Source organism: Sphingobacterium sp. JUb20 (genome assembly GCF_004342035.1).
In the GTDB taxonomy this organism is placed as follows: domain Bacteria; phylum Bacteroidota; class Bacteroidia; order Sphingobacteriales; family Sphingobacteriaceae; genus Sphingobacterium; species Sphingobacterium anhuiense.
Genome location: NZ_SLYV01000002.1, coordinates 316,694 through 336,637, shown reverse-complemented (window position 1 = coordinate 336,637; position 19,944 = coordinate 316,694). Strand labels below are relative to the sequence as shown.

General features: G+C 35.4%; 17 protein-coding genes and 3 tRNA genes. 9 read left to right on the top strand and 11 right to left on the bottom strand.

Features of this window, described 5'->3' with window-relative positions; all coding sequences use genetic code 11:
* Window positions 1–42 precede the first annotated feature (42 nt).
* On the bottom strand, window positions 43–1,569 hold the full coding sequence (gltX, locus tag EDF66_RS04665) for a glutamate--tRNA ligase (protein ID WP_132840963.1): 1,527 nt from the start codon (window positions 1,567–1,569) through the stop codon (window positions 43–45).
* Window positions 1,570–1,730: 161 nt separating this feature from the next.
* Here gltX and EDF66_RS04660 point away from each other — a divergent pair, with 161 nt between their 5' ends.
* The 6 genes from EDF66_RS04660 to EDF66_RS04635 all read left to right on the top strand — a co-directional run bounded on the left by EDF66_RS04660 (window position 1,731) and on the right by EDF66_RS04635 (window position 8,267).
* Entirely contained in the window at window positions 1,731–2,960 is a 1,230-nt protein-coding gene (locus tag EDF66_RS04660; protein ID WP_132840962.1) for a sensor histidine kinase, read from the top strand.
* Window positions 2,941–3,489, top strand: coding sequence for a DinB family protein (locus EDF66_RS04655; RefSeq protein ID WP_132769349.1), 549 nt, complete (start codon window positions 2,941–2,943; stop codon window positions 3,487–3,489). Before EDF66_RS04660 ends, EDF66_RS04655 begins: the two co-directional genes overlap by 20 nt.
* Complete coding sequence (locus EDF66_RS04650) at window positions 3,461–3,880, top strand: hotdog fold thioesterase (protein ID WP_132840961.1); 420 nt, start codon at window positions 3,461–3,463, stop codon at window positions 3,878–3,880. The genes EDF66_RS04655 and EDF66_RS04650 overlap by 29 nt, the downstream gene beginning before the upstream one ends.
* A 331-nt stretch (window positions 3,881–4,211) precedes the next feature.
* Window positions 4,212–5,507, top strand: coding sequence for a sugar MFS transporter (locus tag EDF66_RS04645; protein WP_021188012.1), 1,296 nt, complete (start codon window positions 4,212–4,214; stop codon window positions 5,505–5,507).
* Between the two features lie 69 nt (window positions 5,508–5,576).
* The gene (locus tag EDF66_RS04640; protein ID WP_132840960.1) at window positions 5,577–7,304 is read left to right on the top strand and encodes a DUF4091 domain-containing protein; all 1,728 of its coding nucleotides are present in this window, start codon (window positions 5,577–5,579) and stop codon (window positions 7,302–7,304) included.
* A gap of 114 nt (window positions 7,305–7,418) precedes the next feature.
* On the top strand, window positions 7,419–8,267 hold the full coding sequence (locus tag EDF66_RS04635) for a DUF2911 domain-containing protein (protein WP_132840959.1): 849 nt from the start codon (window positions 7,419–7,421) through the stop codon (window positions 8,265–8,267).
* A 47-nt stretch (window positions 8,268–8,314) separates the two neighbouring features.
* On the opposite strand, the gene cdaA is transcribed toward EDF66_RS04635, so the two are convergent.
* The gene (cdaA, locus tag EDF66_RS04630; protein ID WP_021188015.1) at window positions 8,315–9,109 is read right to left on the bottom strand and encodes a diadenylate cyclase CdaA; all 795 of its coding nucleotides are present in this window, start codon (window positions 9,107–9,109) and stop codon (window positions 8,315–8,317) included.
* A gap of 117 nt (window positions 9,110–9,226) precedes the next feature.
* On the opposite strand from cdaA, the gene EDF66_RS04625 reads away from it, so the two are divergent.
* Entirely contained in the window at window positions 9,227–9,943 is a 717-nt protein-coding gene (locus EDF66_RS04625; protein WP_021188016.1) for a pyridoxine 5'-phosphate synthase, read from the top strand.
* Between the two features lie 45 nt (window positions 9,944–9,988).
* Here the strand turns inward: EDF66_RS04625 and lepB are convergent, their stop codons facing one another.
* The 5 genes from lepB to EDF66_RS04600 form a co-directional block, all read right to left on the bottom strand.
* Entirely contained in the window at window positions 9,989–11,413 is a 1,425-nt protein-coding gene (lepB, locus tag EDF66_RS04620; protein ID WP_132769357.1) for a signal peptidase I, read from the bottom strand.
* Window positions 11,414–11,520: 107 nt separating this feature from the next.
* Window positions 11,521–12,267 carry a 4-hydroxy-tetrahydrodipicolinate reductase gene (gene dapB / locus EDF66_RS04615; RefSeq protein WP_132840958.1) on the bottom strand — a complete coding sequence of 249 codons (747 nt, stop codon included), beginning with the start codon at window positions 12,265–12,267 and terminating at the stop codon, window positions 11,521–11,523.
* Between the two features lie 84 nt (window positions 12,268–12,351).
* Window positions 12,352–13,077, bottom strand: a complete 726-nt coding sequence (locus EDF66_RS04610; RefSeq protein ID WP_132840957.1) for a DUF5683 domain-containing protein — start codon at window positions 13,075–13,077, stop codon at window positions 12,352–12,354.
* Between the two features lies 1 nt (window position 13,078).
* The gene (locus EDF66_RS04605) at window positions 13,079–14,005 is read right to left on the bottom strand and encodes a ParB/RepB/Spo0J family partition protein (protein WP_021188018.1); all 927 of its coding nucleotides are present in this window, start codon (window positions 14,003–14,005) and stop codon (window positions 13,079–13,081) included.
* 1 nt (window position 14,006) lies between these two features.
* Window positions 14,007–14,804: a ParA family protein gene (locus EDF66_RS04600; RefSeq protein WP_132769363.1), complete on the bottom strand. Its 798-nt coding sequence runs from the start codon at window positions 14,802–14,804 to the stop codon at window positions 14,007–14,009.
* Window positions 14,805–15,032: 228 nt separating this feature from the next.
* On the opposite strand from EDF66_RS04600, the gene EDF66_RS04595 reads away from it, so the two are divergent.
* Window positions 15,033–15,554 (top strand): NADPH-dependent FMN reductase, encoded by a 522-nt coding sequence (locus EDF66_RS04595; RefSeq protein WP_021188019.1) that lies wholly within the window; start codon window positions 15,033–15,035, stop codon window positions 15,552–15,554.
* Window positions 15,555–15,654: 100 nt separating this feature from the next.
* Window positions 15,655–16,377, top strand: coding sequence for a DUF1080 domain-containing protein (locus EDF66_RS04590; RefSeq protein WP_165902367.1), 723 nt, complete (start codon window positions 15,655–15,657; stop codon window positions 16,375–16,377).
* A gap of 42 nt (window positions 16,378–16,419) precedes the next feature.
* Here the strand turns inward: EDF66_RS04590 and EDF66_RS04585 are convergent, their stop codons facing one another.
* From EDF66_RS04585 to EDF66_RS04570, 4 genes are all read right to left on the bottom strand, one after another.
* Window positions 16,420–19,353, bottom strand: a complete 2,934-nt coding sequence (locus EDF66_RS04585) for a M16 family metallopeptidase (protein ID WP_132840953.1) — start codon at window positions 19,351–19,353, stop codon at window positions 16,420–16,422.
* Between the two features lie 211 nt (window positions 19,354–19,564).
* Window positions 19,565–19,639: transfer RNA gene (locus EDF66_RS04580), tRNA-Val, on the bottom strand.
* A 30-nt stretch (window positions 19,640–19,669) separates the two neighbouring features.
* Window positions 19,670–19,744 (bottom strand) — tRNA-Val (locus EDF66_RS04575).
* Window positions 19,745–19,858: 114 nt separating this feature from the next.
* Window positions 19,859–19,933, bottom strand: a tRNA-Val gene (locus EDF66_RS04570).
* Window positions 19,934–19,944 lie beyond the last annotated feature (11 nt).

Genomic DNA, 19,944 nt, shown 5'->3' with positions numbered 1-19,944 from the left:
CCCATACAACGCATGGGGGGCTTATCATATATATCAGTGCTCTTATTCAGCTGTAAAAGCTACTAAAGCTTTATTAACACGAGCTATTACTTCTTCTTGTCCTAATAATGAAACGATTTGGAACACATCTGGACCAAATTTACCTCCCACTAACATAATACGGAAAGGCATCATCAATTCACCCATTTTCATGCCTGACTCCTGAATAGCACCTTTAAAGTACGCTTCCAATGCTGAAGCATCCCAAGACTCAAATTCACCAAATTCGCTATTAACTTTCTGAAAGAAATCCGTTTTCTCAGCAGACCATTTAGGTTTAACAGCAGCTAGGTCATAATTTTCTGGTTGTACAAAGAAGAATGATGCTTGTTCCCAAAAATCCGAAACAAAAGTCAAACGCTCTTTCACTGCACTTAAAACTTCAGTAACAAAATGATCGGCTACCTTTTGCACGTTATGCAATGTTAACAGGGCTTTAATCTGTGGCAATAAATCCTCGTTAGACGATTTTTTGATCCACTCATGGTTGAACCATTTCGCCTTTTCAAAATCAAATTTTGCTCCAGCTTTACTAATACGCTCTACTGAGAATTTTGCGATCAATTCATCTAAAGAAAACAATTCTTGTTCTGTACCATCATTCCATCCCAGTACACCTAACATATTGACAAATGCTTCCGGCAAAAATCCCATTTCACGGAATCCCTGCGTTACAGTCTCTGATTGCGCATCTTTCCAATTCATAGCATACACAGGAAAACCTAATCGGTCACCATCACGCTTACTCAATTTACCATTACCATCGGGCTTCAATATTAATGGTAAATGTGCCCATTTTGGCATTTCATCATTCCATCCTAAATATTCCCATAATAAAACATGTACAGGAGCAGAAGGTAACCATTCTTCCCCTCGGAAAACGTGAGAAATCTCCATTGCTTTGTCATCGACGACAACAGCTAAGTGATAAGTAGGCATTCCATCAGCTTTTAACAAAACCTTATCATCAATAAGATTAGTATCAAAACTTACTTGTCCACGAATCATATCATTAAAAGAAACGGTTTCATCTGTTGGTACTTTGATACGAACCGTATGGGGTGTACCTGCGGCTAATAGTTCTGCTGTTTCTTCTTGTGATAAACTTAATGAATTTCTAAGTTTCAATCTATTTTCATGGCTGTAACGGAAATTCGGTTGTTCTTTTCGTTGTTCATCCAATTCAGCCGAAGTATCAAATGCATAATAAGCATATCCCTTTTCTATCAATTGTTCCGCAAATTGGCGATAAGAAGGTTTTCGTTCACTTTGACGATAGGGGCCAAAATCGCCACCTTTAAGAGGACTTTCATCTGGTGTTAAGCCACACCAAGCTAAACATTCATTAATATATTCTTCTGCACCAGCAACAAATCGTGTCTGATCAGTATCTTCAACACGCAAAATAAAATCTCCTTGATGTTTACGCGCGTACAAATAATTAAATAAAGCTGTACGAACTCCTCCAAGGTGCAATCCACCTGTAGGACTTGGTGCAAAACGCACTCTTACTTTTCTTTCAGAACTCATGACACAAAATTACCACAAAATTTTCATTTCAATGAAACTATAGCACTGATAACCACAATAAAATAATAAAACAGGGAGTTTATGAATAGATAAATGTTGCCGATAAAGGTAAATTTCATTTAATTACTTAATTTGCGGCAACAAGATTCCTGATCACTTATATGAATCCGTATCAATACAACCAACAACGTTGGAAATTTTTCTTGCTTATTTTCGCGGCCATCATCGCGGCGGCTTCGCTTTTGTACACAAATTACCTTGTTCGAAATTTATCAAAGGTAGAGCGAACAAAAGCAGAAGTATGGGCAATGAGTACAAAAAGTATTATGACCATGCCAGATGTTGACGATGAATTTATAACGTTCGTCTACTCGGTAAGAGATAGTCTAGCAGTTCCTGCAATCATTACCGATGAAAAGGATAATATTGTATTCTGGAGGGATTTAGATTCGACCAAAACCAACATTAAAACAACAGCAAAAGATAGCTCGAACCATCATTTGGATTACGATCCACATTACTTTGAGAAGCAACTCAATTTCATGAAGAAAAGCCATGCTCCTATTATTTTAAATTTAGACAATGGAGCAAAATGGATGGTATATTACAAAGACTCCTGGTTTCTACAACAACTTCGTGTGTTTCCTTATATTCAGTTATCATTAATCGCTATCTTTCTAATTATTGGATATACCGTCTTTAATTCTATTCGAAAATCAGAACAGAATTTAGTCTGGGTAGGTTTGACTAAGGAAGCTGCTCATCAGCTCGGTACACCGATTTCTTCATTAATGGGCTGGGTTGAGCTTATTAAATTAAAGTTCGATGCAGAAGATGACGAAACTTTAAATGAGATGGAAAATGACATTAAACGTTTAGAAATCGTCGCCGATCGCTTTTCCAAAATTGGTTCAACACCTGTTCTTCACAATGCGAATGTTTATGAGGTGATAGCCGCTTACATTCGTTACTTCAAAGTAAGAACAAGTGACAAGATTCTCTTCGAGCTCACGGGTGACAAACTTGTTGAAGCGAAACTAAACATTCCCTTATTTGATTGGATTATTGAGAATCTTCTGAAAAACGCCGTTAACGCAATTGCATCAGAAGGAAAGATAACTGTTAAAATATCTGAAAATATTGCGAAAGAGGAAATTTTTATAGACATTAGTGATACAGGTAAAGGAATTCCCAGATCAAATTTTGAAACGGTATTTCAACCAGGTTTCACCACGCGCAAACGAGGGTGGGGATTGGGACTGAGTTTAACCAAAAGAATGGTACATTATCATCAAGGCCACATTTTTGTCAAAGACTCGGAAATAGGAAAAGGAACAACATTTAGAATAATATTAAAAAGTAATCTAACATATGAACCCACTGAAATCTGATGAATACCCAGCGGTGTATTCCACGTACATTGAGACCGTTGTCGGCGATGTCATGGAAGTACTGGAAGAACAAATTTTATCCTTTCCAGCGTTCCTAGATACCATACCTGAAGAAAAAGGCGATTACCGTTATGCTGAAGATAAATGGTCTATTAAAGAGGTTATAGGGCATATTTTGGATAATGAACGTATTATGGCTTACCGTGCCCTGCGCTTCTCTCGAAATGATATGAAAGAACTTTTGGGGTATGATCAAGAATACTTTATCCAAAACTCAAGATATAGCGAACGCACATTAGCCTCTCTAAGTAAAGAATTTGTACATCTTAGAAAAGCAAATATGTTTCTTTTCGAAAACTTCAATGAGGCAGAATTGGAGAGAAAAGGAATGGCGTCAGAAAGACTTACAAGTGTAAAAGCTTTATTATATGTGATTGCCGGACACCTAAATCATCACCGCATAATTATTCAAGAGCGTTATTTCAACTCAAACAATGTCCATGATTTGGTTTCAGAATTACAGCATTGAGCAGATAAACGGTATCCTCTCTCAATATATGACCGGTCTGCTCGAAATTAAAGCGACGGCAATCGATAGTCATTCCATTACTGCAACGATGCCCGTGAATGACAAAACAAGACAGCCATTTGGAATCCTGCATGGCGGAGCATCTGTTGTACTAGCCGAATCAATAGGAAGTATCGCATCCAATCTGATTATTGATCCAGATATTTATAAAGGCGTGGGATTGGAGATTAATGCTAATCATTTGAGACCGGTTGCTACAGGATTAGTAACCGCAGTTTGTACAGCCGTACACATTGGCAAACAAACTCATATTTGGGATGTACGAATTGCAGATGAATCGGGTAACTTAAATTGTATTTCCAGATTGACAGTCGCTATTATACCTAAATAAAATTATTTTAAAACATTTATTCTTATTACTTGTCTTAAATATAAATGAAGCCAACTGGATTGGTTTACAAATACGGTTTTTACAAGAAAGGAGTATTATACTAGGTATAATGCTCCTTTTTTCTAATGAAAATATTACTAAATAATCTCAAAAACCACTTCTTTTTATTTCCTATATTGAATTTATTTAATTAGTCTTGTAATGGAAAGCATGATTTTTTATTATAAACCAATATCAATCGATTGTGTAAGCACATCTTGAATAGAGACACTATAAAAATCATTATTTTCTAATTTTATAATCTAAAAAACAATTAATTGATACTAAAAAAATGAATTCTCAACCAAATTCAGGAAAAACAGCATTTCGCCCCATGGCTATGTGTTGTGCCTTATTCTTCATTTTAGGATTTGTCACTTGGGCAAATGGAACACTTATCCCATTCTTAAAGATTGCCTGTAATTTAGAAACAGATTTACAAGCCTTTTTTGTAACATTTGCTTCTTACATCGCTTACTTCTTTTTAGCAATCCCAAGTTCTTGGATTTTGAAAAAAATTGGTTTTAAAAATGGATTAGTTCTCAGCTTAATTTTACTTGGAGTTGGTTCTTTAATTTTCATTCCTGCTGCAGATGGTAGAAGCTATATTCTTTTCTTAACAGGAATTTTTGTTCAAGGTTCTGCAATGGCATTGCTACAAACTGCTGTTAACCCATATTTAAGTATCATTGGCCCTATTGACAGTGCTGCACAAAGAATATCTATTGCTGGCTTTTTCAATAAATCTGCAGGTATTATTGTTCCATTAATATTTGGTACATTATTCTTAAAAGATTCTTCTGCTATAACAGCTAAATTGGATGCCGCGGTAGATATGGAAGCTAAAAATGCCATTCTAGATTCTTTATTACAACGCGTACATACACCATACATTACGTTAGCTGTTATCTTCGTTTTATTTGCGATCGTTATTAAAATAACACATTTACCTGAGGTGGATGTAAATGCAGAAGAAGAACATACTGATGAGAATGGGGCAGTTATTCTTAAAGAGAAAAAAACAAGTGTATTCCAATTCCCACACCTATTCTTAGGCTCTTTAGCTATCTTTTTCTGTGTTGCTGTAGAAGTAATGGCTGGAGATATTATTGGTGTTTATGCAAGAGAATTAAATATCCATGGTGCATTAGTTACCTATGCGACAACATTCACATTAGGATGTATGCTTTTAGGTTACATTGTTGGTATTATTGCAATACCAAAATTTGTTTCTCAACAATTAGCATTACGAGTTTGTACTATTGTTGGTATTTTATTCACTGTTATTTCTGTATTTACAACTGGAATCACTTCATTCATTTTCGTTGCCCTTTTAGGTATTGCCAATTCTTTAATGTGGCCTGCTATTTTCCCACTAGGTATTAAAGGTCTAGGCCGTTTTACTAAAACAGGATCAGCCATCATGATTATGGGTATTGCCGGAGGAGCTATTTGGCCTCTAATTTATGGTTACTTAAAAGATAATTTACATGTTGACTTTCAACATGCATTTCTTTATGCTATGGTTCCTGCTTATCTGTATATCTTATACTTCGCAACAAAGGGCCACAGAGTCGGACAGAAATAAAAAATACTAATTACAATCAAATAGCGATTATTTCTTAAAAATAATCGCTATTTTCTTATCCACCTAAATATGAAAAAATCGTTTTATTGTTTACTATTTGGTCTATTCGTTTATGCACAACAGGGCTATTCCCAGAGAATAAATGAACTGAAAGATCCAAAAGCCCCTCAAACAACTGAAAAATGGAACAGTCTAAAAGAGAATAATAACTTGTCTTTTAGCACAGCTGATTATAGTTATTCCAAAACAAACCCACCCACCCTAGAAACACTAAGTAAATCATGGATTACAAAAGCTTGGAGAGGTGAGAAAGTACATACACAATTAGTCTTTTGGAGTAACCAAAATCACGATAAAATTGAAGTGAGTTCTTCACCGTTAAAAAATAGCAAAGGGCAGGAAATCGGAACAAAAGATATTACTACTGGGTATATTTCTTATGTAATGACAGACCTTCCTGGAGATTTAAAAAATGGTTGCGGTATCAGTAAAATACTAGATTCCGCTTTAGTTGCAGACCGTATCACCAATCAATCAAGTTTTGAATATGATAAAAATACCACGAGACCCCTCTGGTTAAGTATTCAAGTTCCTCGTGATGCAGCTCCTGGAATCTATAAAGGATCACTTACACTAAAAGGTACAAATTATAACACCACTATTCCTTATACAGTAGAGGTATTATCACATATACTTCCTAAAGCAAAAGATTGGGCTTATCATTTAGATCTATGGCAAAACCCTTACTCTATTGCTCGGCATCATAACGTCGAGCTATGGTCTCCTGCACACTTCAGTGTCATGAAACCATATTATGAAAGGTTACGCGATGCTGGTCAGAAAAATATCACTGCAAGTATCATCAACGATCCTTGGAATGGTCAAACGTATGATAAATACCAAGCTATGATCAAATGGACTAAAAAGAAGGACGGTTCTTGGTCATATGATTACAGTATTTTTGATAAATGGGTAAGTTTCATGCGTGAAATTGGAATTTCAGAATATATCAATTGTTATAGCATGATTCCATGGAATATGAATTTCCAATATTTTGATGAAAACACCGGAAAATATGAAATTTTAAAAATAAAAACTGATGATCCAAAATATAGAGCACATTGGTTACCTCTTTTAAAAGATTTCGCAAAACACCTTAAACAAAAAGGATACTTCGAATGGACAACCATTGCCATGGATGAAAGACCCCAGGAAGATATGAAACGTGCTATTGCTATTATCAAAGAAGCTGATCCCCAATTCAAATCATCTCTTGCCGGTGGATATCATCCACAAATTTCGAATGAATTTGCAGATTATAGTATTACTCTAGGAGAAGATATGGCTCCAGATGTATTAAAAGCCCGTCAGGAAAAAGGTTACAAAACCACTGTTTACACTTGCTGTTCAGAAATATTCCCGAACACTTTTACTAATTCTGGATATCAAGAAGCAACCTGGTTAGCGTGGCACAGTGTTCAAAGAGGTTTTGATGGTTATTTAAGATGGGCATTTGACTGCTGGAATTCAAATCCTAATCAAGATACACGTTATGGAACGTGGTTAGGTGGCGATACCTATTTTGTTTATCCTGATAATATGACTTCTATTCGTTTCGAAAAATTAATCGAAGGGATTCAGGATGCTGAAAAAATAAGAATCTTGAAAAAAGAGTTAAAAGCATCTCAATTACAGAAATTAAATAATGCCATTGCTGGATTCTCAAATAAAAACATCAATCAAAAAGCAATACCAAACCAAGTGAAAGAAGCACAAAAATTATTAAACAGTTTATAAAAATATAGAATATAAGAGCCGATAAAGATGATTTACCGGCTCTTATTATTAATAATCAAAATTCTTTATTCTGATTTTTTACGAGTAAATTAGGAAAAATTAAACGTTTCCAAAATGAAAAAATCTATTTTAACACTGTGCGCCGCGACGGTACTCACATTTAGTATCTCTACAACTTCTTTTGCTCAAGTAAAATTGCCGCAAGCAAGTAGTACGACTTCGATTACTCAAGGTTTAGGGATTAAAAACATAGCGCTTACATACCAAAGACCGAACATAAACGGTCGTGTTATCTTTGGTAATTTAGTTCCTTACAATGAAGTTTGGAGAACAGGTGCTAATAACCTTCCTATTATTAAATTTGAAGAAGAAGTTACAATAGAAGGAAATAGGGTTCCTGCAGGAACATATGGTATTTTAACTATCCCAACTAAAGGTGACTGGACAATCATATTAACAAAAAACAGTAATCAGTGGGGAGCCTATACCTACGATAAGAAAGATGATTTAGTTCGTTTTAATGTAAAATCCACAAAACTTTCTAATAAGGTAGAAACTTTTACCATGCAATTTGAAAATGTAACAACTAATTCGGCTACACTATCATTAGCTTGGGAAAACACATACACGAAATTTACAATTAAAACCGATCAAACGAAGGAGATTTTAGCTAATATTGATCAAGCAATGAAAGGTGATAAAAAACCTTATCTACAGGCTGCACAATTTTATCTAAGTAATAATTTAGATCTTAATAAAGCATTAACATGGGCAAATGAGGCTGAAAAAGAAAATCCTGATGCACCATATGTTCGTTATTGGAAAGCTAAAATTCAATTAAAATCTGGCGATAAAAAAGGTGCAATTGCAACAGCTCAAAAAGGAGTAGAAATTGCACAAAAAGGGAATAATGCTGAGTACGTTAAATTAAATAACCAGGTGATCCAAGAAGCTGGTAAATAATAATATTATGCTATAAAAAACGCCACTTCGAAAAAAGTGGCGTTTTTTTATAATTCTTCTTTCAGCAATTCTGCGAGTTCCTCATGTGTAATATTCATATTGACATTGCCATCTTTTGCAAAAGATATTTCACCCGTTTCCTCTGATACAATAACAGCGACAGCATCAGATACCTCTGTCACCCCAATCGCGGCACGATGTCGTAAGCCAAATTGCAAAGGCAGATCTTCGCTATCTGATAAAGGTAAAATACAAGAAGCTGACATAATTTTAAAATCAACAACAACTACAGCTCCATCATGTAGGGGGCTATTTTTATTAAAAATACTTTCAATGAGGCGCTTTGAAATATGTGCATCAATGTACTCGCCGCTGCTTTGATAATATTCTTCATCAAAATATTTAGAAAAAACCAATAGCGCACCCGTACGGGATTTTGACATGCTGCGACATGCTTCTATAATGGGTCTCATGTGTTCAGAATTATCTTTTGCAACTGTCCGCTTACTAACTAGGAAAGACCATAAGATCTTCTTTCGCTTCATCGAAATGTTTTTCCCTATATGTAACAGGAAACGCCGGATCTCCTGTTGAAATACAACAATCAAGGCAATAGAACCAACAGAGATAAAGCCCCCAAATATTTCCGTCAGCAAGCGCATATGCATCTGCTTAACAATTATATATATTCCGTAAAATAATGCGACACCAATTAATATATTAACAGCAATGGTCCCGCGTATCAAACTATACACATAGTAAATAATAATCGCTACTAAAATAATATCGATAACATCGAGCAACCGGAAACCTCTAAAAAGGCTGTAATCAAATCCTTCCATATAGATGCAAGTTAAAAAAAATCAATTTAAGAATCTGTTCTTTATCAAGCAAATTGTTGCTAATATGAGTAAGCATGCAAATTGTTTTGTATTTTTACTTAAAAGATTGAAATCAACATGACTGCATTATCTGTAAACATCAATAAAATTGCTACCCTACGTAATTCTCGTGGCGGAAATAATCCAAATGTACTAGCAGCTGCTCTAGCCTGTGAACGTTTTGGTGCAAATGGAATTACTGTACATCCAAGACCTGACGAACGCCACATCCGTTATGCAGATGTTTTTGACTTAAAAGCCAATATTCAAACAGAATTAAATATTGAAGGTAATTGTCAAGAACAAAAATTTATAGATCTTGTATTGGCGAACAAACCTGCTCAGGTAACATTAGTTCCTGATGCAGAGGGACAGATTACTTCGAATCATGGTTGGGATACTATTAAAAATAAGGCATATCTGACTGATATGTGCAAACTATTTAAAGATCAAGGTATTCGAGTTTCTATTTTTGTGGATCCAGATGAAGATATGGTTGAGGCAGCAGCAGAAACGGGTACTGACCGAATTGAGCTTTATACAGAGTCATATGCACAAGCATTCTTAGATGAAAGAGATGAAGCGATCAAACCTTATTTTCATGCCGCATTAAAAGCGAGAGAGGTAGGATTAGGCATTAATGCTGGTCATGATTTAGATTTAAATAACCTAACTTACTTTAACGAACATATTCCGGGATTGTTAGAAGTAAGCATAGGACATGCTCTAATTGCTGATGCCCTGTACTTAGGCTTAGAAGAAACGATAAAAAGATACTTAAACGCACTTAAATAAAACAAAAGAGGCTTTACAAATGTAAAGCCTCTTTTGCTGTTATGTTTATTCTATTCCTTTGAATATTCTATTCCATCTTATTTTCGATAGTCCCGATCCCAATTCATCAAGACTTAACCAGGTAAATAATGCTTTACCCACTATATGATCTTCCGGCACGAAACCCCATCCTCTAGAATCTAATGAATTGTGTCTATTATCACCCATCATCCAGTAATAATTCATTTTGAAAGTATAAGAATTAGCTTTTACACCATTAATATAAATACCATCAGACTTATTTTCTAATTTATTACCTTCATAAACAGTGATTGCACGTTCATATAGTGGCATTGTTGCACTATCTAATTGAACTGTCCATCCTTTACTCGGAACTTTAATAGGACCAAAATTGTCAAAATTCCAGTTCAGAGATGCAACATGAGGAAAAGTTCCATCTTCATTTTCTCCTGCTTTACGAATATTGGGAACAACTTCCTTTACATTTATCCAACCTTTGACCATTGCAGCCTCATCTGCTGTCATAAAAACTTGATAAATGTTAGGTTGTCCGGTATCAGACATTTCTAATCGTTTTTCTTTCATCACACGCAGATCCAAACCAGATTGATCCGTTACTACAATATAATCTAATTGTCCTTCTGGCGGATTAAAACCAGGCTTACCATTTACAAAAAATACTGCATTTGCCATTGAAACTTCATCTCCAGGCATCCCTACACAACGCTTGATGTAGTTCTCACGTTTATCAACCGGTCTGTTGTAAGGAGCATCGGCTTCCATAGGATAATTGAATACTACGACATCATTTCTTTTGATATCCTGAAAACCAGGTAAACGTTTATAAGGAAGTTCGATCAGTTCGGAATAAGCTTTTCCGCCTGTTAGCGGCATCGTATGATGCGCAAAAGGAAATGCCAAAGGTGTCATTGGAATACGAGGCCCATAATTCAACTTACTCACGAACAAGAAATCACCGACTAACAATGTTCGCTCCATGGATCCAGTTGGAATCATATACGCTTCAATCAAAAAACCACGAATTAAAGATGCTGCAACTGTTGCAAAAACAATCGCATCTGCCCATTCGCGGGCCATTGATTTTTTATAAAAATATTTCTTTTTAAATTCCTCTGAATTTGGGTTTCCTAAATACTTTACTAGAGGATCGTTTCCCCAAAGAGGCAATACAATAAAAGGAGCTAAAACTGCTGCCGTATTTTCCCAGAACCTTCTTTTCCCAAATGCCTTTATAAGGTCCAAATACAATCCATAGAAAATAAAAATATTTACGATTGGGACTAGCAAAAGAACAACAATCCATTTTGCACGACCTGTCAATTGAGCCATCACATATTCCCGATAAAAAGGAACTAATGCTTCCCATCCCGGTCTTCCTGCCTTAACAAATAATTTCCAAAGCCCGTAATGAGCAACTACTGTTAAGACCGCAAAAATAATATACCACATAAGCTTCTTAAAATTTTATTGTTTAATAATCTAATATTTCAATTAGTATAATAGACTATGGATTCGTTACAGAATCCTAATTTTTTAACGCAAAATCGGCAACTTAGTTACCGATTAAAATCAAACATTTCTGTCACCTGATAAAATCCTTGCTTTCCAAATAACCATTCAGCAGCAATTACTGAACCTAAAGCAAAACCATCACGACTGTGTGCTGTATGCTTAAATTCAATTTGATCTACTTCAGAACTATATACAACAGTATGAGTTCCTGGAACTTCTTCAATACGATGACTCTCTATTAGCAATTGATCTGCTTTCGGAATAACCTCCTCTTCTCCATCGCCAACGACAGAATTAACCCAGGAAGTTTTAGTGTCGCTATTGTTCAGGATACCCTCCGCTATTGTAATAGCAGTTCCACTTGGTGCGTCCAATTTGTGGATATGATGAATTTCCTCAACCTGTACATCGTAAGCTTTATAAGGCTGAATTGCTTTCGCCAACATCTTATTGATATGAAAAAAGATATTTACACCGATCGAAAAATTAGAACCATATAAGATAGATCCATCCACAGAGAGACATTTCTCCTTGATTGTATCAAGATGCTCGTACCAGCCTGTTGTACCCATTACAATCGGAAGATTTGCTTCTAAGCAAAGTTCCATATTAGCTATCGCTGCCTGTGGAACACCAAAGTCAATTGCAACATCTGCATCAACCAATTCATCCACTGTAATGAGATTACGATTTTCGCTGTTGACGATCAAATGAATTTCATGCCCCCTCTTTTGAGCAAATTTTTCTATGATTTGGCCCATTTTTCCGTAGCCGAATAATACTATTTTCATATCTATTTTAGATCATATTTAAATAAAGAAGACCAAATAAATCTATGCGACAACGCACAAATACAGCTTTAAGTTATATAATTTTTATTTTATTTTCATGGATAATTTCAGTCCCATAGTTGGAACGGCATTAAATGCAAAACTATTTGATGGGCCCTGAAGTACAGTTGGCCTAATGGTAAATGCGACCTTTTCAGAACTTACACTCCATCGATTCTTTAGCATTGAGTCCACATAAGCTTCGACCACATTCAATCCGTATAACCCCACAGTTAAAAGTACCATAAGATCGCGATTACGGCGTGCATAGTCCTTTGCACTAATAAGCCCTTGCTCTGAAGCATTAGCATACGCTGGATTATCTATTTTACCATTGTTATCATAGCGAAAATCTAGCTCTTTAAGAAGTTCTTTGTAGTAACGGTTATTAAAGTCAAACACAAGTACCGTGGTTGCAAATCCCCCATAAATTACAGGAACCTTGATCCACCACAACCCCTTATTGGTATATTGACCCCATCCTGGCAAAACTAAAGATCGCTTCCATGCGGTAACGGTTTTGGCTTCAATAGCAAGACGTGTTGAATCTTTAAAGATTTTGGGTGTTTTTGCTTCTTCTTCAGCCTTCTCTCTTTTTTTTCGTTCCCTACGGCTCTCTTTTTTTGTTGTATCCTGCACTGCCGATACTTTTTTCGTTGAATCTGTTGCAGTAACTGTTTTTAAAGCAACTTTATCTTTTGTATCAACTTTCTGTGCCTGCGCAGCAAAAAAGATAAATATAGAACAGAATAAACTGATTATTTTATACATCTTACCAGTCTAATAATTCCAGAATACGGCTCAGATCATCTTCAGACTCAAAAGGAATTTCGATCGCACCTTTTCCTTTTGCACTTTTTAAATTTAACTTAACCTGAGATGAAAATTTAGATGCCAGATCATCTTCAATCTTTTGAAACTGAAATGATTTAGGTACATTCTTATCTTTTTGTGCTTTCTTTTTATTGCCATTTTGAATCTCCCGCACCAATTCTTCTGCCTTGCGAACAGACAATCCTAAGTCAACGATCAATTTAAAGATATATAATTGTTTATCTACCTCTCCTACATTAATTAGCGCACGTGCATGTCCCATCGTTAACTCTCCATCACGGATCGCTGCTTGAATAACAGGTGGCAATTTCAATAAGCGTAAATAATTGGTTACGGTAGAACGGTTTTTACTTACACGTTCTCCCAATTCTTCTTGCTTCAGATTACACTCTTCAATCATCCGTTGAAAACTTAATGCTACTTCAATCGCATTTAGATTTTCACGTTGAATGTTTTCAATCAGTGCCATTTCCAACATCTGTTGGTCATTCGCTGTCCGAATATATGCCGGAATTTCGGTAATACCAGCTAATTTTGATGCACGGTATCTGCGTTCTCCAGAAATCAACTGGTAGGCATTCTCACCAATTTTTCTAACAGTAATAGGTTGAATTAAACCTTGCAATAAGATCGATTCAGACAGTTCCTGTAGCGCTTGTGGATCAAAATCAGTACGGGGTTGAAATGGATTCATTTCTATCGTATCCACATTAACCGTACTAATATTGCCAGATTCTTTTGATTTTGTAGCAGATTCTACCCGGGATGTTTCTACCTCCGAATTTCTTTCAGGGATATCGGCACTATCGTTTAATAAGGCACCTAATCCTCTTCCTAGACCTGTTTTTCGCTGTTGTGCTGCCATATTATATTGTAACTGTTGAATCTAATTCTTTTAGATGTCCGTTCTTATGTAAAATTTCTCTGGCCAAATTTAAATAGTTGATTGCACCTTTACAGGATGCATCGTGCATAATCACAGAAATACCAAAACTTGGCGCTTCACTTAATCGTGTATTTCGCTGGATAATCGTTTCAAATACCAAATCAGTAAAATGTGTCTTAACTTCCTCTACGACTTGATTAGACAAACGTAATCGCACATCGTACATGGTCAATAAAATACCTTCTATTTCCAAACTAGTATTTAAACGTGTCTGAACAATTTTAATTGTATTCAGCAACTTGCCTAACCCTTCTAATGCAAAATATTCACATTGAACGGGAATTACGACTGAGTTTGAAGCTGATAAAGCATTGATCGTAATCAAACCTAATGATGGAGAGCAGTCAATAATGATAAAGTCGTAATCATCCTTTACTTGATCTAAGATTTTTTTCATCTTATATTCGCGCTCGTGCATATTAATCATTTCGATCTCAGCACCTACCAGATCAATATGAGCTGGTAGTAAGTCCAAGTTAGGAGTTTCAGTAGCTTGAATAGCATCACGTGGATCTAGATCATTTACCAGACACTCATATATACTTTCTTTAATGGTTCTTGGATCAAATCCAATTCCAGAAGTAGAGTTTGCTTGTGGATCAGCGTCAACCAATAAGGTTTTATATTCTAAAACAGCTAAACTAGCTGCCAGATTGATTGATGTTGTTGTCTTACCAACACCACCCTTTTGATTTGCAATTGATATAATTTTACCCATTTCGAATGAAATTCTTTCTTTATAAAATGTCATTTTGTTCCCCTAAAGTCACAAAAAAGGATTATTCTGTTCATTCATAAATTCTTCCCTGCAAAAAAACACTTAAATCATGCATATTTCTTACTTTTGAAAGTATCTAAAGGAATAGATCCTCAAGATGCTAAGATACAAAAAATCAGGATATACATCCACTTTGTTCCTTGGGTTTTTATAAGTTACAACTAGACAATGATTTTAATAATTTCGGGAACGAATCGCCCCAAAAGTAAGACGCTAAAAGTTGCACAATACTATCAAGATTACATACAAAAAAGCGGTGAAAGCTGTCAAATACTACCTTTAACAGAACTTCCTGCAGATATTATCGTCTCAGATTTATATGGTCAACGAAGTGACCAGTTTAAAAAAATACAACAGCTGGTATCTGAAGCCGATAAATTTATTTTTATCACACCAGAGTATAATGGCAGTATACCAGGCGTACTCAAGGTCTTCATTGACGCCTGTACTTTCCCAATTAGCTTCTGCCATAAAAAAGCGGCTCTTGTTGGTATATCATCGGGACGCTATGGTAATTTAAGAGGGATAGATCATCTAACCGGAATATGTAATTACCTACGTATGCATGTTTTACCATTAAAAATTTTTTTACCTCATATTCAAAATGAAATAAGCGAAGAAAATACATTTGTACATATTGAAACAAGGAATGCCATTCATGAACAAATAGATGAACTTATTCATTTTTAAAAATTTACAGAACACAAGAGCCAATGCTTACACGCATTGGCTCTTGTGCTTTAATTCAATAAAAGCGCAAATATTTGTATTTTTCCCAAAACTAAATCATATGAAATTAAAAATTACATACCTCCTATTATCCATTGGCTTTCTATGGTCTTGCAAACAAACTACAAAACATAATACGCTAAGTGCAATCGAAAAAGAAGAGGGTTGGCAACTCCTCTTTAACGGAAAAGATATTAACAATTGGCATATTTACAACAAAGGGAATCAATCCTCTAAATGGGTGGTAAAAGATGATGCTATTCTTTGCGACCCAACTGTTAAAACTGGTGTATTTGGAGATTTAGTTTCGAATGAAACTTTTCAAGACTTTGACTTAAAATTTGATTGGAAAGTTGCCAAAGGTGGCAATAGCGGCGTATTTATAGATGTTCAAGAGGATCCTAAATATGACGCTACATTTGTTACAGGACTTGAAATGCAACTTTTAGATAATGCCAATGCGGAACCGCGGCATCAAACAGATTCAACACATTGGGCTGGATCGTTATACGCAATAAAGGGCATAGGATCCAATTCAAAACCTAATCCCTACAACGAATGGAATCAATCTAGAATTGTACAGAACAAGGGAAAAGTAAGCTTTTGGTTAAATGGGAAGTTAACATTCGAAAACGAAACCAACACCCAGGAATGGAAAGATCTTGTCGCTGGCACCAATATGAAGAACTATCCAGATTTCGGTAAATTCCAAAAAGGAAAAATTGCCTTACAAAACCATACTGATGAAGTTTCTTTTCGTAACATCAAAATTAAACTATTATAAAAAAGAAGAGCAGGAAATCCTGCTCTTCTTTTTTATAATAGTTTAATACCCGAATAACTCTTGCAATGTTAATTTCTTAACTTCTCCAAGTTTTTGCAGATCCTCCATTTTTATATTTTCATCTTTTGCAACAATACAATAAACATAAGGTTTACGACTCATTTCTTTATTATGAAAAGTTTTCAGATCTGTAAAACTTAATTTTGGCGCTTGCTCATAGATATCTTTACGAATATCTGCCGTAAGTCCCAAGCGCTGTGCACTTAGATAATTTGATAAAATATTTGCGTTCGTAATGCGGTCACTAGCCAATGATTTTACTAAACTAACTTTAGCGATATCCAAAGCTTTTGGAGCATCAGGTAAATCATTTAATAGTTCATTCATACCGACAACAGCTTCATTAAATTTATCGGCCTGTGTACCGACATATGCGCCTACCGAATAATGATTTTCCTTTTTAACAGGAGAAGCAAAATTAGCATAAGTAGAATAAGCTAAAGCTTTAGATTCTCGAATCGTTTGAAATACGATGCTTCCCATACCTCCACCAAAATACATATTAAATAATGCGACAGTAGGACTATATTTTGAATTATACACTTCAGAATTTCTAAACCAGAAAACTTCCGCCTGCTTCATATCAAAATTAGTAAACAACACTTGATTTTTAGGGGTAGGCAATTCTTCAAAAGTATTTGCTTTCTGAACTGTAGCAAAATTGGTATTCGAATTTAAAGGTTTAAGAGTAGCAACCAATTGACTAGTAGTCTTAGGCCCGTAATATAAAATTTGATGTTTTGTATTTGCCAGCTCGTGTAAAATAGTAACTAAGTCCGATGCTTTGATCGCATCCAGCTCTTGATCTGTCAAAACATTATTAAAAGGATTTTTAGCTCCATATTTTGCATATGATCTCAATCCTTCCATGATCAAGTTCTTATTTTCTTTAGCATTTGTTCTTGATTTTTTCAAACGACCGATATAAGCTTCCAATGCTTCTTGATCACCAACACTATTTTTTAATAAATCTTGAATAAGCGCAACTGTTTGTTCAAAATTTTCATTTAAACCTGAAATATTAATACGTGTTTCTTCATTACCTGAAGACACTGAAAAATCTGAGGCCAACTTATAAAATGCTTTGCTGAAATCTTCACTGGTTTTTTCTTTAGTACCTAAGAATTCTAAATAATCTGCGGCAATACTTAATAACTTATTATTCCATTTTCCCATCTCGTAACGATAAGTTAAACTAAATAATGCGTTATCTTTATTTTGCACCGCGATCACATCAAGACCTTTTAAGGTAGCCTTTTGTACATCTTTAGTGTAATCTAACCAGACAGGTGCAATTTTGCTTTCAGGCATTGCAGCAATAGTCTTTAGAAATAATGATTGATCGTCACGATTTACAACTACAGGCGTAATAGGAGGTTTCTCTACTTTTACAATGCTATCGTCAATGCCCTTACGTTTATAGACCACTACATAATTATTATCATTCAGATATTTTGTAGCAAAATCCATTATATCTTTCTTCGTGATTTTAGTTAAGTTATCTGAATAACTCAATTCTGTCGACCAATCAACCCCAGAAGTAAAGGCATCCATTAACTCCTCAGCACGATTACTATAGCTTTCATTTCGTGAAATTTCTGATTTCTTTTCATTATTAACAATGGAAGTAATTAGGTCATCAGAAAAATCACCTTTACGCAACTTATCCAATTCTCCTAAAATCAAAGATTTCACATCATCTAAAGATTGACCTTGACTTGGATTAGCCTGCATGATCAACATCGAATAATCTTTCAATACATATGGAAAAGCCCCTGCTCCCAATAACTTTTGAGATTTCACTAAATCTAAATCAATTAATCCTGCTGAACCATTTGTAAGCATGTTTCCAAGCAAATTCAACATTTGAGCATCTTTTGTAGATGCACCGGGGAAACGGAAACCTAAAAATAGAAATTCCGATTCTGGCCCTTTAACCTCTCTAACAATTGGTTGTTTGATGTCTTTTTCAGCATCAAAAGTATATGCTGGAATTTCTTTCGGTTTCATATAACTGAATGCCTGATCGATTTTCTTTACTACTTCATTTGGGTCAAAGTCACCAGACATAATTACCCCCATATTATTAGGGACATAATACGTATTAAAATATTCACGAATCGCTTTCAAAGAAGGGTTCTTCAAATGTTCAACGGTACCGATAGTTGTCTGTTTTCCATAATTATTATTTGGAAACATAGCTTCAAACATGGCCTCTACTGATTTACGTCCATCATTATCCAACCCTCTATTCTTCTCTTCATAAACAGCCTCTAATTCTGTATGAAACAATCTTAATATAGGATTACGAAAACGTTCTGCTTGTACAGCTAGGAACTTATCGATTACGTTATTGGGAATATCCTCAGTATAGACAGTCTGTTCAAAAGAAGTGAAGGCATTTGTTCCCTCAGCCCCCATCTCACTCATCAATTTATCGTATTCATTGGCAATAGCATATTTTGCTGCCTCGCCAGAAACCTGATCGATCTGCTTATAAATTTCTTTACGCTTGGCTTCATCCTTAGTGGAGTTATACTGTTCATATAAACCATCGATCTGATCCAGTAATGGTTTTTCCTTTGCCCAATCTTTTGATCCAAACTTATCAGTCCCTTTAAAAAGCATGTGCTCTAAATAATGCGCTAAGCCTGTGTGATCTGAAGGATCAGTTTTACTCCCTGCTTTCGTTGCAATATAGGCCTGAATACGAGGTACCTTTTTAGAAGGGCTCAAAATAACTGTAAGACCGTTTTTTAATGTATAAAAACGCGAATTTGTAGGATCATTGGTTACGTAACGATACGTATACCCACCCTCGTTTGCTTCTTTCCAATCATACTTTTTCACCTGTGCAAAAATTGTTACGTGTGATAAGAACACAAAAGCTATTACCGAAATAGATTTTAAATTCATTTCTAATAAGTTTATATAATACAATCAAATATATAAATGTTTATATGAAAACTCATCGTGTTTGAACATCTTTAAAATGACAACACTACTATGAGGTAAATTTCAATTGCGAAAGCAATCAGCTAGATCAATTTAGCTTCGATAAAATATATAGGAAATACATAAAAATAGGAGTAAATAAAAAAAGCATCGATAAATCGATGCTTTGATGTGGAGAATACTGGGTTCGAACCAGTGACCCTCTGCTTGTAAGGCAGATGCTCTGAACCAGCTGAGCTAATTCTCCGTTAAGTATTTTGAAACACTTCTGTTTGCGTGGAGAATACTGGGTTCGAACCAGTGACCCTCTGCTTGTAAGGCAGATGCTCTGAACCAGCTGAGCTAATTCTCCTTTTTTCTTTCAATGAACCATCTCATTTGCCAGTGACCACTCCCGATGTATCGGGATGCTCTGAACCAGCTGAGCTAATTCTCCGTTAAGTATTTTGAAACACTCCTGTTTGCGTGGAGAATACTGGGTTCGAACCAGTGACCCTCTGCTTGTAAGGCAGATGCTCTGAACCAGCTGAGCTAATTCTCCATTTTTTTTTC

Excerpts from the sequence above, each read along its gene's own strand:
- EDF66_RS04645 (WP_021188012.1), top strand. The coding sequence starts at position 4,212 with ATGAATTCTCAACCAAATTCAGGAAAAACAGCATTTCGCCCCATGGCT.
- EDF66_RS04660 (WP_132840962.1), top strand. The coding sequence starts at position 1,731 with ATGAATCCGTATCAATACAACCAACAACGTTGGAAATTTTTCTTGCTT.
- EDF66_RS04640 (WP_132840960.1), top strand. The coding sequence starts at position 5,577 with ATGAAAAAATCGTTTTATTGTTTACTATTTGGTCTATTCGTTTATGCA.
- EDF66_RS04610 (WP_132840957.1), bottom strand. The coding sequence starts at position 13,077 with ATGTATAAAATAATCAGTTTATTCTGTTCTATATTTATCTTTTTTGCT.
- EDF66_RS04625 (WP_021188016.1), top strand. The coding sequence starts at position 9,227 with ATGACTGCATTATCTGTAAACATCAATAAAATTGCTACCCTACGTAAT.
- EDF66_RS04650 (WP_132840961.1), top strand. The coding sequence starts at position 3,461 with ATGATTTGGTTTCAGAATTACAGCATTGAGCAGATAAACGGTATCCTC.
- EDF66_RS04595 (WP_021188019.1), top strand. The coding sequence starts at position 15,033 with ATGATTTTAATAATTTCGGGAACGAATCGCCCCAAAAGTAAGACGCTA.
- EDF66_RS04600 (WP_132769363.1), bottom strand. The coding sequence starts at position 14,804 with ATGGGTAAAATTATATCAATTGCAAATCAAAAGGGTGGTGTTGGTAAG.
- gltX (WP_132840963.1), bottom strand. The coding sequence starts at position 1,569 with ATGAGTTCTGAAAGAAAAGTAAGAGTGCGTTTTGCACCAAGTCCTACA.
- EDF66_RS04655 (WP_132769349.1), top strand. The coding sequence starts at position 2,941 with ATGAACCCACTGAAATCTGATGAATACCCAGCGGTGTATTCCACGTAC.
- EDF66_RS04605 (WP_021188018.1), bottom strand. The coding sequence starts at position 14,005 with ATGGCAGCACAACAGCGAAAAACAGGTCTAGGAAGAGGATTAGGTGCC.
- EDF66_RS04585 (WP_132840953.1), bottom strand. The coding sequence starts at position 19,353 with ATGAATTTAAAATCTATTTCGGTAATAGCTTTTGTGTTCTTATCACAC.
- EDF66_RS04590 (WP_165902367.1), top strand. The coding sequence starts at position 15,655 with ATGAAATTAAAAATTACATACCTCCTATTATCCATTGGCTTTCTATGG.
- cdaA (WP_021188015.1), bottom strand. The coding sequence starts at position 9,109 with ATGGAAGGATTTGATTACAGCCTTTTTAGAGGTTTCCGGTTGCTCGAT.
- dapB (WP_132840958.1), bottom strand. The coding sequence starts at position 12,267 with ATGAAAATAGTATTATTCGGCTACGGAAAAATGGGCCAAATCATAGAA.
- EDF66_RS04635 (WP_132840959.1), top strand. The coding sequence starts at position 7,419 with ATGAAAAAATCTATTTTAACACTGTGCGCCGCGACGGTACTCACATTT.
- lepB (WP_132769357.1), bottom strand. The coding sequence starts at position 11,413 with ATGTGGTATATTATTTTTGCGGTCTTAACAGTAGTTGCTCATTACGGG.